This is a genomic window from Thermoflexus sp. (assembly GCF_040289485.1).
In the GTDB taxonomy this organism is placed as follows: domain Bacteria; phylum Chloroflexota; class Anaerolineae; order Thermoflexales; family Thermoflexaceae; genus Thermoflexus.
In genome coordinates this window covers 1-14,820 of record NZ_PSLG01000053.1, presented here as the reverse complement: position 1 = coordinate 14,820, position 14,820 = coordinate 1, and the positions used below count along the sequence as shown (strand labels likewise).

At 70.3% G+C, this 14,820-nt stretch carries 17 protein-coding genes; 15 read left to right on the top strand and 2 right to left on the bottom strand.

Going from position 1 to position 14,820, the window contains the following annotated elements; all coding sequences use genetic code 11:
* A partial coding sequence (locus C4313_RS09045) for an IclR family transcriptional regulator (protein ID WP_352429537.1) occupies positions 1–614 on the bottom strand: 614 nt, incomplete at its 3' end.
* A 111-nt stretch (positions 615–725) separates the two neighbouring features.
* Entirely contained in the window at positions 726–1,349 is a 624-nt protein-coding gene (gene folE, locus C4313_RS09040) for a GTP cyclohydrolase I FolE (RefSeq protein WP_352429536.1), read from the bottom strand.
* 262 nt (positions 1,350–1,611) lie between these two features.
* On the opposite strand from folE, the gene C4313_RS09035 reads away from it, so the two are divergent.
* From C4313_RS09035 to murI, 15 genes are all read left to right on the top strand, one after another.
* On the top strand, positions 1,612–2,022 hold the full coding sequence (locus C4313_RS09035) for a cytochrome c maturation protein CcmE (protein WP_352429535.1): 411 nt from the start codon (positions 1,612–1,614) through the stop codon (positions 2,020–2,022).
* Between the two features lie 147 nt (positions 2,023–2,169).
* Positions 2,170–4,176, top strand: coding sequence for a heme lyase CcmF/NrfE family subunit (locus C4313_RS09030; RefSeq protein WP_352429534.1), 2,007 nt, complete (start codon positions 2,170–2,172; stop codon positions 4,174–4,176).
* A 78-nt stretch (positions 4,177–4,254) separates the two neighbouring features.
* Positions 4,255–4,746: a cytochrome c-type biogenesis protein gene (locus C4313_RS09025; protein WP_352429533.1), complete on the top strand. Its 492-nt coding sequence runs from the start codon at positions 4,255–4,257 to the stop codon at positions 4,744–4,746.
* A 28-nt stretch (positions 4,747–4,774) separates the two neighbouring features.
* Positions 4,775–5,323 (top strand): TlpA family protein disulfide reductase, encoded by a 549-nt coding sequence (locus C4313_RS09020; RefSeq protein WP_352429532.1) that lies wholly within the window; start codon positions 4,775–4,777, stop codon positions 5,321–5,323.
* Between the two features lie 9 nt (positions 5,324–5,332).
* The gene (locus tag C4313_RS09015; RefSeq protein ID WP_352429531.1) at positions 5,333–5,689 is read left to right on the top strand and encodes a hypothetical protein; all 357 of its coding nucleotides are present in this window, start codon (positions 5,333–5,335) and stop codon (positions 5,687–5,689) included.
* Entirely contained in the window at positions 5,686–7,410 is a 1,725-nt protein-coding gene (locus tag C4313_RS09010; RefSeq protein WP_352429530.1) for a c-type cytochrome, read from the top strand. Before C4313_RS09015 ends, C4313_RS09010 begins: the two co-directional genes overlap by 4 nt.
* Positions 7,411–7,417: 7 nt before the next feature.
* Positions 7,418–8,896, top strand: a complete 1,479-nt coding sequence (gene ccmA / locus C4313_RS09005; RefSeq protein WP_352429529.1) for a heme ABC exporter ATP-binding protein CcmA — start codon at positions 7,418–7,420, stop codon at positions 8,894–8,896.
* 45 nt (positions 8,897–8,941) lie between these two features.
* Complete coding sequence (locus tag C4313_RS09000; protein WP_352429528.1) at positions 8,942–9,634, top strand: cytochrome c biogenesis protein; 693 nt, start codon at positions 8,942–8,944, stop codon at positions 9,632–9,634.
* Between the two features lie 36 nt (positions 9,635–9,670).
* Entirely contained in the window at positions 9,671–9,820 is a 150-nt protein-coding gene (locus tag C4313_RS08995) for a CcmD family protein (protein WP_352429527.1), read from the top strand.
* Positions 9,807–10,616 carry a cytochrome c biogenesis CcdA family protein gene (locus tag C4313_RS08990; protein WP_503012461.1) on the top strand — a complete coding sequence of 270 codons (810 nt, stop codon included), beginning with the start codon at positions 9,807–9,809 and terminating at the stop codon, positions 10,614–10,616. The genes C4313_RS08995 and C4313_RS08990 overlap by 14 nt, the downstream gene beginning before the upstream one ends.
* Positions 10,609–11,163: a peroxiredoxin family protein gene (locus tag C4313_RS08980; protein ID WP_352429526.1), complete on the top strand. Its 555-nt coding sequence runs from the start codon at positions 10,609–10,611 to the stop codon at positions 11,161–11,163. Before C4313_RS08990 ends, C4313_RS08980 begins: the two co-directional genes overlap by 8 nt.
* Before the next feature lie 60 nt (positions 11,164–11,223).
* On the top strand, positions 11,224–11,595 hold the full coding sequence (locus C4313_RS08975; protein ID WP_352429525.1) for a COX15/CtaA family protein: 372 nt from the start codon (positions 11,224–11,226) through the stop codon (positions 11,593–11,595).
* A gap of 23 nt (positions 11,596–11,618) precedes the next feature.
* On the top strand, positions 11,619–12,614 hold the full coding sequence (locus C4313_RS08970; protein WP_352429524.1) for a response regulator: 996 nt from the start codon (positions 11,619–11,621) through the stop codon (positions 12,612–12,614).
* 64 nt (positions 12,615–12,678) lie between these two features.
* A complete protein-coding gene (locus C4313_RS08965) occupies positions 12,679–13,680 on the top strand; it encodes a BMP family ABC transporter substrate-binding protein (protein WP_352429523.1) in 1,002 nt (333 codons plus the stop codon).
* A 56-nt stretch (positions 13,681–13,736) separates the two neighbouring features.
* A complete protein-coding gene (gene murI / locus C4313_RS08960) occupies positions 13,737–14,567 on the top strand; it encodes a glutamate racemase (RefSeq protein WP_352429522.1) in 831 nt (276 codons plus the stop codon).
* Positions 14,568–14,820: the final 253 nt, after the last annotated feature.

Below are 14,820 nucleotides of genomic sequence, written 5' to 3'. Positions count from 1 at the left end.
ACCCGCAGCCGTTCCAGCAGGGCAGGGGTGGCCCGCTGGGCCGGCAGGCGCAACGCCAGGGCTGCCGCAGGGCGCCGACCGTCGGGACAGATGGGTGCCGCCGCCTCGAAGAGGGATCCTTGGCGGCGCTGGGCCAGCCCGGCGCGGCGGATGCGTTCCCAGCGAGGGCCGGGACGGCCCTCCGCCAGGAACAGCCAGCCCGCAGGCCCCTCGGCCATCGGATACCGCTCCCCCACCGCCCAGCGGCCGATCAGCGGGCCCTGGCCCAGGACCGCCTCGATCACCACCACCTCCCCACCGTCCGGCCGCAGGAGGGCGAGGCTTTCCGCGAACCCCTGCGCCTCTGCCCGGAACAGGTCCCGCAGGATGCGCTCGGGGTGGACGCGGGTGGCCAGCGCCCACCAGCGCGGCCCCAGGCGATACGGCCCCCGAGGGTGGATCTGCTCGAGATAGCCCCGGGCCTTCAACGTGTTCAACAGCGCGAAGGTCCCGGTGCGGGAGAGATCGAAGCGGGCCATCAACTCCGCAGGGGAAACCCCCTCGGGCCGCTCGGCGATCCACTCCAGGACCTGGAGGGCCCGCTCCACGGCAGGCACCTGCCGGATGTAAGCCATCCCCGTTCCACCACCGCGCGAAGTCGAAGGTGATTATAGCAAACTATCGTTTACCATACAAAACTTAAGAAACGGACGGGCCTCCTCCAGGCGGGTGGGTAGGGTTCTTCTTCAGAGGGGTTCCTCTCGAGGCCCGAGCCCTGGTTGCAGTTGGGCCAGCAGTTCCCGCCGGAGCTCGGGCTGGGTCCGGAAGAGGCCGGTGAAGGCCTGGGTGACCATGCGGGCCTGGGCCTTCCGGACCCCACGCATCATCGTGCACAGGTGGGCGGCCTCGATGATCACCGCGACGCCGCGCGGGTGGAGGAGGGCTTCGAGGAAGTCAGCGATCTGGCGGGTCATGCGCTCTTGGACCTGGAGGCGGCGGGCGAAAAGATCGACGATGCGCGGGATCTTGGAAAGGCCGATGATCCGCCCGTCAGGGAGATAGGCCACATGGGCCCGACCGAAGAAGGGCAGCATGTGGTGTTCACACATGCTGTAGAACTCGATGTCCCGCACCAGCACCAGGTCGGCGTCCTCGGCCTCAAAGATGGCCCCGTTGATCAGAGTGAGGGGATCCATCCGGTAGCCGGCCAGCACCTCCTCCAGCATCTCAGCCACCCGCTGCGGGGTGCGCCGCAGGCCCTCCCGATCCGGGTCCTCCCCTACGGCCATCAGGACCTCGCGGATGGCCTCGGCCAGCCGCCCCCGATCTACGGGGCGCACCATCGTCCCCGCCTGCTCCAGCGGCTCCATCCAGCACCTCCCTCTCCCGTCTTCCCCCGGCCGGCCTGAGCGGGGAGCGCCGGCCGGTGTGAGGGGATCTTAACGCTTTCCGGGCCTCTTTTTCAAATCCCGCGGTTCGGGGAACTCCCTGACGCGTTGGGTTCGTCTTCGTCGAACGCGATGGAGCGCCGCGATTTGCGGAGCGCCGGGTCCGGTGACCGGACGCTGATCTGGGAGGAGGGGCATGGCATGTGTTACACTTGACGGCGAAGGCTACAGGGAGGAGGTGAGGATGCGTGCGCGCTTCTGGGCGGGAGGGGGCCTGCTCCTGGTCGCCGTGGCGTTGCTGATCGTCAACGGGGTCCGCAGCGCCTCCCAGTACTATCTGACCGTCTCCGAACTCCGGGCCCGCGCCGCGGCCCTCCAGGGTCGCCCCATCCGCCTCTCGGGGATCGTGGACGGCGGGACCATCCGCTACGATCCGGAGGCGCTCCACATCGAGTTCGGCCTGGTGGAACGGGTGGCCGACATCGGCAAGGGCCAGCCGCTGAAGGTGGTCTACCGAGGGGCGAAGCCCGATCTTCTCCAGAACGAGGCCCAGGCCATCGTGGAAGGCACCCTCGGCCCTGATGGCGTGTTCTACGCCCAAACCCTCCTCCTCAAGTGCCCCACCCGCTATGAAGAGGCGGAGGTGAAGCCCTAAGGGGCCGGAGCCCCCTTGGGCGATGGCTCCCTGGAAGCCCATCGGTGGGCCGGCCGCTCCCGTGGGGGATGAGGACGACCGCGTCTCTGCGGAGAGGGCCGAGGACATGCGCCCGCGAGGAACCCATCACCGGAGGGAGGCCCCTCGATGGAAGCGGCTCTGGGCCAGGGGATCCTGATGTTGGCGTGGGGGTTGGGGGCGGCGGGGACCGCCCTCGCCTTCTGGGCGGGCTTCCGGCATCGCCCGGTCTGGGGGGAAGTGGCGCGCCGGATCGCCCTTGTGATGGCGCCCCTGCTGAGTGGGTTGGTCCTCCTGTTGGTCGTCGCCCTGGTGCAGGATGATTTCCGCCTGGTCTATGTGGCCCAGGTCTCGCGGCGGACCCAGCCGCTGTTTTTGAAGGTCACCGCCCTGTGGGGCGGTCAGAACGGCTCGTTGCTCTTCTGGTCCTGGCTGATGAGCCTCTTCCTCTTTGTTGCCATGGCGCGCCCCCGACGCATTCCGGGCGATCTGCTTCCTTATGTGACGGGGACGCTCCTGCTGACGCAGACCTTCTTCCTCACGCTGAACCTGTTCTTCGCCAACCCCTTTGAGGTCTTCCTGGCCCCCCCGGCCGACGGCCGCGGCCTGAACCCGCTCCTGCGCCATCCGGGGATGATTGTCCACCCGCCCCTGCTGTATCTCGGCTTCGTCGGGTTCACGGTGCCCTATGCCTTCGCCGTCGCGGCGCTGCTGGCCGGGCGGCGGGACGACCTCTGGTTGGCTTTGATCCGGCGTTGGGCCCTGGTGGCCTGGCTCTTCCTGAGCCTGGGCCTGCTGGTAGGCGCCCGCTGGGCCTACGACGTGTTGGGCTGGGGCGGCTACTGGGGGTGGGATCCGGTGGAGAACGCGGCGCTGCTGCCGTGGCTGACCGCCACCGCCTTCTTGCACTCCGTGATGGTGCAGGAGCGCCGCGGCATGCTGAAGGTCTGGTCCGCCCTCTTGATCATCCTGACCTATGCCCTGGTGATCCTGGGGACCTTCATCACGCGCACGGGGGTGATCGCCTCGGTGCACGCTTTCGCCCGCTCCGCCATCGGCCCGCCCTTCCTGATCTACGTCGCGCTGGTGCTGGTGGGCTCCCTGGCGCTGCTGGCCTGGCGCTGGGACCTGTTGCGGGCGGAGAACCGCATCGAATCCTGGCTCTCCCGGGAGACTTTCTTTCTCTTGAACAACTGGCTCTTCCTGGCCATCGCCTTCGCCATCTTCTGGGGGACCTTCTACCCCATGTTCTCGGAGCTCCTTTTCAACGAGAAACTGACCGTCGGGCCGCCCTACTACGATCAGGTCACCGGGCCGATGTTCGCCGCCCTCTACGGGCTGATGGGGGTCATCCCCTTCGTCCGCTGGCGTCGGACCCCGGGGGTGGCCCTGGGGCCGGCGCTGGGCTCCGGCGCCCTGGCCGCCACGGGGATGGCGGCCCTGGCCTGGGGGCTGGGGGTCCGACAGCCCTGGGCGCTGCTGGGGTTCGCGCTGTGCGCCTTCGCGGGGTGGGGGACGTTGCTGGATTACGGGCTGGGGGTGCGGGCCCGGCGGCGGGCCACCGGCGAGGCATGGCCGGTGGCCCTGGCCCGGCTGGTGCGACGCCATCCCCGGCGCTATGGCGGCTATCTGGTCCACCTGGGCGTGGTCCTCATCGGTATCGGGGTGGTGGGGTCCCGCTTCTACCCGCAGGAAACCCAGCGCACCCTGGGGTTGGGGGAATCCCTGACGTTCGGTGGCTACCGCCTGGTCTACCAGGGGATCCGGCAGTATGTGCCGGCGGCGGAGCCGGACGTAACGGTGACCGAGGCGTGGGTCCAGGTGTATGACGCGCACGGCCGGCCCCTGGCCTCCCTGTATCCGTATGTATTGCAATATGAAAGCGGGGAGAGCCTCACCCCGCCGGCCCTGCGGGCGACCCTGAAGGAGGACCTCTACCTGTTGCTGAGCGGATGGACGGAGGGGGGGAACCGGGCGACCTTCAAGGTCTTCATCAACCCGCTGGTCTCCTGGATCTGGATCGGCGGGCTGGTGCTGATCCTCGGCACCCTGGTGGCCGTCTGGCCGGCTCCGCTCCCCGCCCCCCAGCGCCTGCCAGTGGGGCAACCGGTCCGGGAGCAGCCGGCCGTCCCGTGAAGGCCTGGGCGGGGGAGGCCGGCCCCCGCTCGGATAGGGTCGTTCGATCAGAGGATCTTTGGCGGGGGAAGTCCGATGATGGGGCGAGGCCGGTTCGACGTGCTGGTCCTCGGCGCCGCGATCCTGGCCGGGCTCTTGAAAGTCGGAGGAGCTGCCTGGGCCCAAAGCCCGACGCCCAGCCCGGTGTCGGACGACGCGGTGAACCGGGTGGCAAAGAAACTCTACTGCCCGGTGTGCGAGAACGTGCCCCTGGATGCCTGCGACACCCCAGCCTGTGTTCAGTGGAAGGAGGAGATCCGGGCCATGCTGGGTGAGGGGCGCAGCGAGCCGGAGATCCTGGCCTTCTTCGCCTCTCGTTATGGGATGCGGGTGCTGGCGGTCCCGCCCCCTCGAGGGATCGAGCTGGGGGTCTGGCTGATCCCGGCGGTGGGGCTGCCGGCGGCGGCCCTCTGGCTGGCCCTTCGCCTCGCCCGATGGCGCCGGGGCACCCCGGCTCCTGAAACGGCCGCCGAGGTGCTCCCCGACGAGGCCGCCCAGGCCCTCGATCGCTGGGCCCGGGAGAACTGGTAAACCCGCGCCGGCGAAAGGAGACGGGGCGATGCGGGACGGACGGCGCTGGGGTGTGTGGGTCGGGCTGGGGCTGGCGATGGCCTTCCTGGTCCTGCTGGGCTGGGCCTTCATCGAGCGAGGGCGGACCGCTCCCACACGGGGTCCGGCGCCCGATTTCACGCTTCCGCTTTATGAAGGATATGACGGAGGATTGGGGATCTCGGAGTTCCGCCTGAGGGACTGGAGGGGGCGCGTCGTGGTCCTCAACTTCTGGGCCTCGTGGTGTAAGCCGTGCGAAGAGGAAGCGGCGCTGCTGGAATCCCTGTGGCGGTCCTATCGGGATCGCGGGGTGATCTTCGTGGGAGTGGATTACCTGGACGCCCCCTCGGCCGCCCTGGCTTATCTTCGGCGCTTCCAGATCACCTACCCCAATGGCCCGGATGTCGGGACGCGGATCTCCCGGCTGTATCGCATCACCGGCGTCCCCGAGACGTTCGTGGTGGATCCGAAAGGGGAGGTGGTCTTCTACAAGGCTGCCCCCATCCGCCCCGGGGAACTGGAAGGGATCCTGGATTCCCTGCTGGCCCCGCGAAATTGAGGAGGACATGTGTCGACCCTCGAGGTCTTCCTGACGACCGTGTTGCTTTTGGGGATCGGGGGCCTGGTTTTCGGATATGTGCTCAGCCCTCTGCGGAACGGCCCGCATGGCTCCGGGCCGGATCCTTCCTCGGCCCTCCGCCTCGCGTATGAGCGGACTCTGATCCGCCTGCGGGAACTGGAGGCCGACTGGCGGACCGGCAAGTTGCCGGAGGAGGACTACCTGGCGTTGCGCCAGCGTTATCTAGAGGAAGGGGCCACGCTGCTGCGCGTGTTGCGCGAGGGCTCGGAGGGGGCGAGCGCGGAGGACTGGGTGGAGGCTGCCGTCCGGGCCCGCCGGGCGCACCAGGGAGGGAAGGGCGGATGAGCGCCTTTCGGCCTGGCGGGCTCCTGCTCGGTGTGGCGGTCTTTCTGAGCGCGTGCTCCCTCACGCTGGCCGCCCCGCCGCCGGCCGGCGATCTCCCCTTCCGCACCCAGCCCTGGCCGACCCCGACGCCGGCCCTTCCCCCGGCAGGCCTTTCGCTGGAAGAAGGCCGTGCGCTCTTCCGCCAGCGCTGTGCAGCCTGTCATGGCCCCCTGGGCCGGGGCGACGGTCCGCAGGCGGCTGCCCTCCGGGTGCGGACGCCGGATGCCCGTCTGGATCTCACGGAGGGGTTCGCCACCCACACAGCGACCCTTCGGGATTGGTTCCAGGTGATCACGGAGGGCCGGCCGGAGCGGGGGATGCCGCCCTGGCGGGAGGCGCTGAGCGAGCCGGAACGCTGGGCCATGGCCCTCTACGCGTGGTCCCTGGCCGTCCCCCCTGAGGCGCTGGCGGAGGCGCCACGGCGCTACCGGGAGGCGTGCGCGGCCTGCCATGGAGCGGACGGCCGCCAAGGCCCGTCTCCCCTGACCGATCCGGAGCGCGTGTTGGGGCGCTCCCCGGCGGCGGGCCTCGAGGCCCTTCGCTCGGAGCGGATCCCGGCCCACCGCGGGCTAGAGGGGATCCCGGCAGCGGAGCAGGCGGCCCTGATGGCCTATCTCCCGTATCTGGCCTTCTCCGTCTCCGGCCTGGGAGCCCTGCAGCCACCGCGCCCAGTGGCCACCGCTACCGTCCAAGGGCAGGTCCTCAACGGCAGCCGGGGGGCCCCGGCGGCCGGCGTCACGGTCACCCTCTACGCGCTGGTGGAATCCACCCCGATCTTCTCCCAGACGACCCGCACAGCGGCCGATGGGTCCTATCGCCTGGAAGGGGTGCCGGTCTATCCCGAGGCCAGGTATCTTCCTCTGGCGGAATGGGAGGGCGTTCATTACCCGGCCACAGCGCCCTTGACCCTGACGGCGGGCGTTGTGGCGACGGCCACGCTGATGGTATTCGACCGATCGGCCGATCCCGGCGGCATCCGCGTCGATCAGGTCCACTGGATCCTGCAGCCGCTGGCCGATCGCTTGCTGGTCACCGAGATCTGGGTTTACTCCAACCGGGGGCCGACGACCTACGGCGGGCCCGAGGGGCCGGGGATGATCTTCTTCCTGCCCCCCGGCGTCCAGAACCTCCAGGTCTCGGAGGGGGAGATGGGGGCGCGTTACCGGCAGGAAGGGGATCGCCTGATCGACACGGCCCCGGTCCCCCCGGGGATGGGCGATCAGGTGGCCTTCGGGTATGAACTGCCGTTGGCCCGGGCCCGCACCCTGACCTTCCGCTCCGCTTATCCGGTGGGCCGTTTCAATCTCCTGATCGCCGGGGAGAGCCTGCGGGCGGCAGGGCCGGGGCTGCAGGATCGCGGGATCCGCGTCATCGGATCCACCCCTTATCGCCTCTACGAGGTGGACCCGCCGATGCCCGGGGGGGCCCTGGTGGTGACGTTGGGGCCGGCTACCCCGTTCCCGATAGGGGCCCTGGCGCTGACCATCGCCGGGGGGCTGGGGTTGGCGGTGCTGTGGCTCCGGTGGGGAGCGGGCCGCCGGATCGACCCCATCGAGGAGATCGCCCGGCTGGATGCCGCTTACGAGGCCGGCGAGGTCGATGCGGAGACTTACCGCCACCGCCGCGCGGCTCTGAAAGAGCAGGCGGTTCGCCTATGGCGAGCCCGAACCTCGCGGGGTTGATGGGAGGATGGACGGGCCGGTGGTGTTGCGGATCGTGGGGCTCTCGAAAACCTTCGGCCTGCAGTGGGCCCTGCAGGACGTTTCCCTGTCGGTGCAGGCCGGGGAGATCGTGGCCCTGGTGGGCCCCAACGGCGCGGGCAAAAGCACCCTGTTGCGCGTGGTAGCCACCCTCCTCCGGCCGACGGCTGGCGTGGTCTGGGTGGGGGACCGTCGCTGGCCTCCCGAGGGCCCGGGGGTCCGGTCGGCGGTGGCCCTGCTGGGCCACCAGCCGTGGCTGTATCCGGATCTCAGCGCGGAGGAGAACCTTCGGTTTTATCAGCGCCTGTACGGGTGGCCGGACGATCCCGAGGCCCGGCGGACGGCTCTGGCGCAGGTGGGCCTGGCCGAGCGGGCCCAGGATCGGGTGCGGGGCTTCTCCCGGGGGATGCTCCAGCGGCTGGCGCTGGCCCGGGTGTGGCTGTCGCCGGCCCGGGTGCTGCTGTTGGACGAGCCCTTCACCGGGTTGGATGTGGTGGGGGTTGCGGCGGCCCGTCGGGCCCTTCAGGAGCGGGCCGCCCGGGGCGATGCGGTGTTGGTGGCCCTTCACGATCCAGGGAGCCTTTCCGTCGCCCATCGGGTCGTGGTGCTGGTGCGCGGGCGCGCGGTGGCCGAAGGCCCTCCCGAGGCCTTCGACGCGGCGGCCCTGCAGGCCCTGTATGGGGCGCATGGGCGGCCGGGGCGCACCTTCCGCCGCCCCCATGCCCTTCACTCGGTCCAGGAGGCCCCGCAGCAGGAAGCGGGCGCCTCTGAGGACGAACGGCCGGCGCTGCGGAGGAAGGGACGGGCCCGGGCGGTCCTGGGGGCGCTGCTGTGGAAGGATCTGCGGGTCGAGGGGCGGGGCCGGGAGACGTTGACGCCCACCCTGACCTTGGCGGGGCTCAGCCTGTTCCTGTTCGGCGCTGCCTTCGAGTTGCGGCCGGACCTGGCCCGGTCCTTCGTCCCTGTCTTCCTGTGGATGTTGCTCCTGTTCGTCAGCAGCCTGGGGGTTGGGCGGATGATGGCCTCGGAGCTGGATCGGGGGACGTGGGAGGGGCTGCTGATGCTCCCGGGGGAGCGGGATCTGCTCTTCTGGGGGAAGGCCATCGTCCACGGCGTGCTGATCGCCCTGGTGCTGGCCCTCTCCCTGGTGGCCGTGGGGGTCTTCTTTAACCTCTCCCTGTGGGATCCCCTGGTCCTGGTCCTGTTGCTCCTGGGCGGGGCGGGGCTGGCTGGGGTGGCCACCCTGCTGGCGACCATGGCGATGGCCACGCGGGCCCGGGAGATGCTGCTACCCCTGCTGCTCTTCCCCGTGGCCGCGCCGTTGCTCATCGCCGGGGTCCAGGGGACCCGCGCGGCCTTGGAGCTCGACCCGGAGCGATGGGGGATGTGGCTGCAGATCCTGCTGGCTTATGATATGATCCTGTTCGCCGTCGGCGGGCTGGTCTTCGAGGAGGCGGCCGGCCCGTGATGTTTGGTTCCGGCTGGGAAGGGGACGCCAGCGCGGAGGTGGGCTGTGGGCCTTCGGGAGCGCGTCTGGGTCGGGACGACGGTCGCCCTCATGGTGCTGGCCACCCTCGCGGTGTTCGGCTACGCGCCCCGCGAGGCGAAGATGGGGGATGTGCAGCGCATCTTCTATTTCCACGTCAGCACGGCGTGGTCGGGGTTCCTGGCCTTCGGCGTCGCCCTGGTCGGGGCCATCGCCCACCTGCGCACGCGGGAGGCCCGCTGGGACCAACTCAGCCACGCCGCGGTGGAGGTCGGGCTGGTGCTGCTGACCATGGCCGTTATCACCGGCTCCTTGTGGGCCCGGCCGGTGTGGAACACGTGGTGGACGTGGGATCCGCGGCTGACCACCACGGCGCTCACCTGGGTGGTGTATGCGGCCTACCTCCTCCTCCGGGGCGCGGTGGAGAACCCGGAGACGCGGGCCCGTTTCGCCGCTGTCTACGCCATCGTTGCCTTCGTGACGGTGCCCATCACCTATCTCTCGGCCCGGCTGCTGCGCACCATCCATCCCATTGTGTTGGGGCCCAGCGTCTCCTCGGAGGCCCAGGGACAGTTCGGCCTGACCCCCCGCATGGTCCACACGATGATCCTCAGCCTGGTGGCGTGGACCATGCTGTTCAGCGTGCTGCTCTGGATGCGCTATCGGGTCCAGCGGACCCAGGAAGCGCTGGAGGCGCTGGAGGCTGTCCTGGAGGGGTGAGGGGCCTTCCGACCCGCGCCGCAAAGGGGTCTCGCGATGGGATACTTGGTGGCGGCCTATCTGGTGTTCTGGGGCCTGACGTTCTTCTACATCGTCTATCTCGTGCGCCGGCAGCGGGCGCTGGAGGAGCGGATCGCTCGTCTGCAAACGCGGCTTTCGGAGGAGCGGAGCGATGACCCGCGATGAGGGGATGCCGGCGGGCCTCCGCTGGCGCACCTTCGCCCACGCCTGGGCCTTCGTGCTGGGCTTCTCTTCTGTTTTCGTTTTCGCGTGGGGGGGCGCGGCCACCCTGCTGGGCCAGGTGTTCTTCAACGTGCGGGACGTCCTGGCGGCTGTCGGCGGGGCGTTGGTGCTGCTGATGGGCCTGGCCGTGCTCGGCGTGCGTATCCCGTTGATCTCCTCCTTGATCCTGGCGGAGTGGCGCCCGTCCATGCCGCGGATCGCGCCCTCGGGGGTGGTCACCTCGTGGCTGATGGGGGTGTTCTTCGCCGCCGGCTGGACGCCGTGCGTGGGCCCCACCCTGGGGGCCATCCTGACGCTGACCTTCCAGCAGGAGACGGCGGGCCAGGCCCTGGGGTTGCTGGCTGCCTACGCCGCCGGCCTGGGGATCCCCTTCCTCGTTATGGGGCTGTTGCTGGACCGCGCCCTGGCCGGGCTGCGGGCGGTGCGCCGGCACCTGGGGGCCCTCAAAACGGCCAGCGGCGTCTTCCTGGTCCTGGTTGGGGGGATGGTCTCCCTGGATGCGCTCCGCCTCCTGATCCCCGGGCTGAGCCTCCCCCTCTGGGTTCCCACCTTTACCAACCTGCGGGTCTGGACCTTCCAACTGGGCCTGTTCTTGGATGTGGGCCCGGGGGCCGGGCTGGGCTACCCCGTGGCCTTCCTCGCCGGCCTGCTCTCCTTTTTCTCGCCCTGCGTGTTCCCACTGGTCCCCGCCTATCTCGGCTACCTGAGCGGCCGGACGCTGGGGGGAGCCCATGCGTAAGGGCGGTTGCTGGGCGCTGGCGGTGTTCGTGCTGATAGGGGTGGCCTGTCGGGGTGCTGGCGCGGAGACCCCCACCCCGGCCGCCGCATCGGCCCCGAGGGGCCTGACCTCGGGGATCCCAGCGCCGGAGATCGCGCTGGAGCGTCTGGACGGCGGGACGGTGCGCCTGAGGGATCTGCGGGGGCGGGTGGTGTTGTTAAACTTCTGGGCCACGTGGTGCGTCCCGTGCCGCGAGGAGATGCCGCTGCTGGCCCAGATCTACCAGGAATATCACGATCAGGGCTTGGAGGTCCTGGGCATCAACCTCACCGCCCAGGACGATCTCGGGGAGGTGCGGCGGTTCGTGGAGCAGTTCGCGCTGCCTTTCCCCATCTTGCTGGACCACAACGGCCGGGCCGAGCGGGACTACCGGATCTTCGGGGTGCCCACCACCGTCTTTGTCACCCGGGAGGGGATCGTCCATCGCGTGGTGGTGGGCGTCCTGAAGGGGCGGGAGGATGTGGAGAAGACCATACGCTTCCTGCTGCGCGGTGGAGGCCAGCCGTAGGGCGCGGGGGGCTGGGACCCGCACGGCCCCTGAACGCCCGAGCCATCCACGGAGCCGACGATGTCCACCCTGATCACCCTGCACGACGGGCTGAGCCAGACGATCCTGTTCTTCCTGATGATCTGCGCGCTGTGGGGTTTCTGGCGCGCGCTGCGGGGGGAGGGGGTGAAGGGCGATTTCTGGGGGGCGCTGGTGATCCTGGAGGGGGTCATCCTGCTCCAGGGGTTGCTGGGCCTGGCGATGGTCCTGATGCGGCTCTGGCCGGCCCGGGGAGGGCTGCATTTTCTTTATGGGATCGTCCTGGCCCTGGCCCTGCCCCTGGTTTACGCATATACCCGCGGCCGGGATGGGCGGCGGGAGCAGTGGCTTTACAGCGTCGTGTTGACGATCATGGTGGGCTTGGCCCTCCGGGCCATCACCACCGGCAGATGAGGGCCGTGGGGGGTGAGGAAGCGATGGGGCAGGTGCCATGTGTCCTGGTGGTGGATGATGCCATCGATGCGCTGCAGACCCTGGCGGACATCCTGGGGGTGGCCGGGTATGCGGTGCGCACCGCCCCCAGCGCCGAGCGGGCGTTACAGATCCTCGGAGGAACATCCATCGACCTGGTGATCACGGACCTCCGGATGGGCGGGATGGGCGGGATGGGCTTGATCCGGAGCCTCCACCGGGACTTCCCGGATCTCCCGGTGATCGCCCTCAGTGGCTTCGCCGATACCTCCACGGTCATCCAGGCCTTCCGGGAAGGGGTGGTGGATTTCCTAGTAAAGCCGTTCACGGCGGAGGAAGTCCTGGCGGCCGTGGAGCGGGCGCTGGCGCGGCGTCGGGGGGAGCGACCGCCGGTTCCGGAGGCGACCGCTGCCAGATCGCCGCTGGATCCGGCGGCTCAGGCCCGGGCCCGGGCGATCCTGCAGGATTTGCAGCGGCGATCGGGGGCGGAGTTCGTGCTGCTGGTCGGGGCCGGTGGCGAATTGCTGGCGGCGGCGGGGATGATCGCAGGCCGTTCGGCGGAGGCCCTGGCGGCAGCCATCGGGCAGATGGGGGTGTGGGGGGATCGCCTGGCCGAACTCATGGGGGAGCCCAGCTTCCAGGCCCAGATGGGGGAGGCGGCCCAGCGGGCCCTGTATCTGGGACGTCTCCCCGAGGGCGCGTGGGTGGTCTGTGCGGTCTCCCGTTCGATCAAAGCCGGCCTGGTGTGGCTGGAACTGCGAGAGGCGGTGTCGCGGCTGGGGGGCCTCTGGGGCCCACCGCCGGAGGCCGGATCTTCTGGCACCGAGTCCGTCATCCCGAACAGGCCCGCGACCGCTGCACCCGTCGGGGACCCTCTGGGGGGATGGACGGGGGAGGAGCCCGGGCCCGGGGGCGAGGGGCTTCTCTCCTATGAGGAGGCCCGGGCGCTGGGGCTGATCCCCGATCTGGAGGAGGGCGTCGATTCCACCGCCCCGTCGTGATCCCGCGGAAGGGAACGCCTCGCGGCGCCTCGTTCCGCCGAGGTGCATATGGGGGAGAGGCGGCATGGGGAGGTGGCCCCTTGCCGGGCGGTTTGTCCTGATCCTCGGGCTCGCCGTTCGTTGTGCCCCGGCCGCCCCGGCGCCCCCGCCGCGGCTGACCGAGATCGTGGTCCTGATGGAAGGTCTCGAGGGGGCTCTCGGGCCCTTCGACGCCGCCGCAGCCGGGGTGAGGGCGTTCCAGGCCAGCGAGGGCGTGACGGTCTCGCTCCTCCCGCTGGGCGAGGATCCGGTGGCCTGGGCCACGGTGGTCCCGCGCGCCGCCCGCGAGCCGGATCACCGCCTCCTGATCCTCGGGATGGAAGGGCCCGCCCGTCTGGGTCTGGAGCAGGCCCGCGTGTTCCCCGGGAAGCGCTTCGTGCTGTTGGGCCTGCCGGCGGGATCCCACTTGCCGCCCAACGCGCTGGTCCTCTCGGTGGATCCCTTCGAGATGGGATGGCAGGCCGGCTACCTGGCTGGCACCATCGCACGGCGACTCTCGCCGGGTCCTCTGGGGATCATGGCCGGCCCAGGGATGGAAGCCGCCCTGGCGGGGATCCGTTGCGGGGCCCAGCGGGCCGGGTGGGATCCCTCGGCGGTTCGGGTGGAGGCAGTGGCCTCGGCGTGGGATCCGGTGGCCGGGTTCGAGGCGGCCCTTCGGCTCTACGGCCAGGGAGCGTGGGTGGTGGTGGGCGCGGCGGGGGAGAGCACCGCTGGCTTGTTGGAAGCGGCGGCCGCGGTCCAGCGGTATGCGGCCGGGGTGGAGTTCGACGGGGCGGCCCGGGCCGCGCGGATCCGCTCCCCAGCGGTGGCCTACTGGCTGGGCGCGGCGGTCCCGGATGTGGCGGAAGCCGTCCGGCGGGTCCTTCGGCAGGCGCGGCGTGGGGGGCTGATCCACGGGTTGGCCTTCGGCCGGGCGGATCGCCTCGGGGTCCGTTGGGTGGCGACGGAGGCCTTCCAGCGCCTGGCGCCGTCGGATCTGCAGCGGGCCCTGGAGGAGGGGGATCTGCCACCCGCAGCGTGTCCGTGAACGACGCTTCGGGGCGTCCCTGATCCCGGGCGGATCGCCCTGGGGGAGAATTCTTTATGGGAGGCGTCGTGGGTTTCTTCGATTCCGGCGTGGGGGGATTATCGGTCTGGCAGGCCTTCGTCCGTCTGGCCCCCACTGTCCCCACGCTCTACGTGGCGGACCAGGCCCATGTGCCCTATGGGCCCCGGCCGCCTGGGGAGATCCGTCGGCTCGCGGAGGGGGTGGTTCGGTTCCTGCGCGCGCAGGGGGCCGAGGTGATCGTCCTCGCCAGCCACACCATCTCGGCAGCGGCCCTGTGGCCGCTTCGGGAGGCATTCCCCGAAATCCCGTTTGTGGGCATCGAGCCGGCGGTGAAGCCGGCTGTCGCCCACACCCGGACGGGCGTCATCGGGGTCCTCGGGACCTATGGCACCCTCAACGGTCCCCTGATGGCGCGGGTGGTCGAGCGCTTCGCCCAGGGCCTGCGGGTGATCCCACAGGTGTGTGCCGGCTGGGTCGAACAGGTGGAGGCGGGCCTCCTGGAGGGCCCGGAGGCCGAAGCGGGGGTCCGCCGCCATCTGGAGCCGGTGTTACGGGCGGGGGCGGATGTGCTGGTGTTGGCCTGCACCCACTACACGTTCCTGGCCCCGCTGATCCGACGCCTGGCCGGCCCAGAGGTGACGCTGGTGGATCCGGCCCCGGCCGTGGCCCGGCGGGCCGCGGAGGTGCTGGGGGCGTCGGCCGGGGAGGGGACGCCCTGCCATCGGTTCTTCACCACGGGGGACGCGGCGCGGTTCCAAGAGCAACTCCGGCGGCTGATCGGATGGGAGGGGCCGGTGGAAGCCCTGCGCTGGACCCGACAGGAGGGCCTACTGGCCCTGATCCCCGCGGGGGTTGACAACAGCTGACATTTTTATTATCAGCCATCATGCAGATGGAGCCGGTGAAAACCCAGCCGGCTCCGGGCGAGCCGTCCGAAGCGGCCCTACCGGGAGTTCCCCGGGAAGGGACGCCTGTGGAGATCCCTCGGGCGGCGGAACGGCGAAGGGCCGGTCTACGCGCCACGGGTCGAGGAAGCCGGAAGGGGCCGGTCATCCGTTTTGCCTCGCAAGGTGAAAGGGATGACGATGCGCCACGGAACGGCCTAAGCACAGCGCCGCT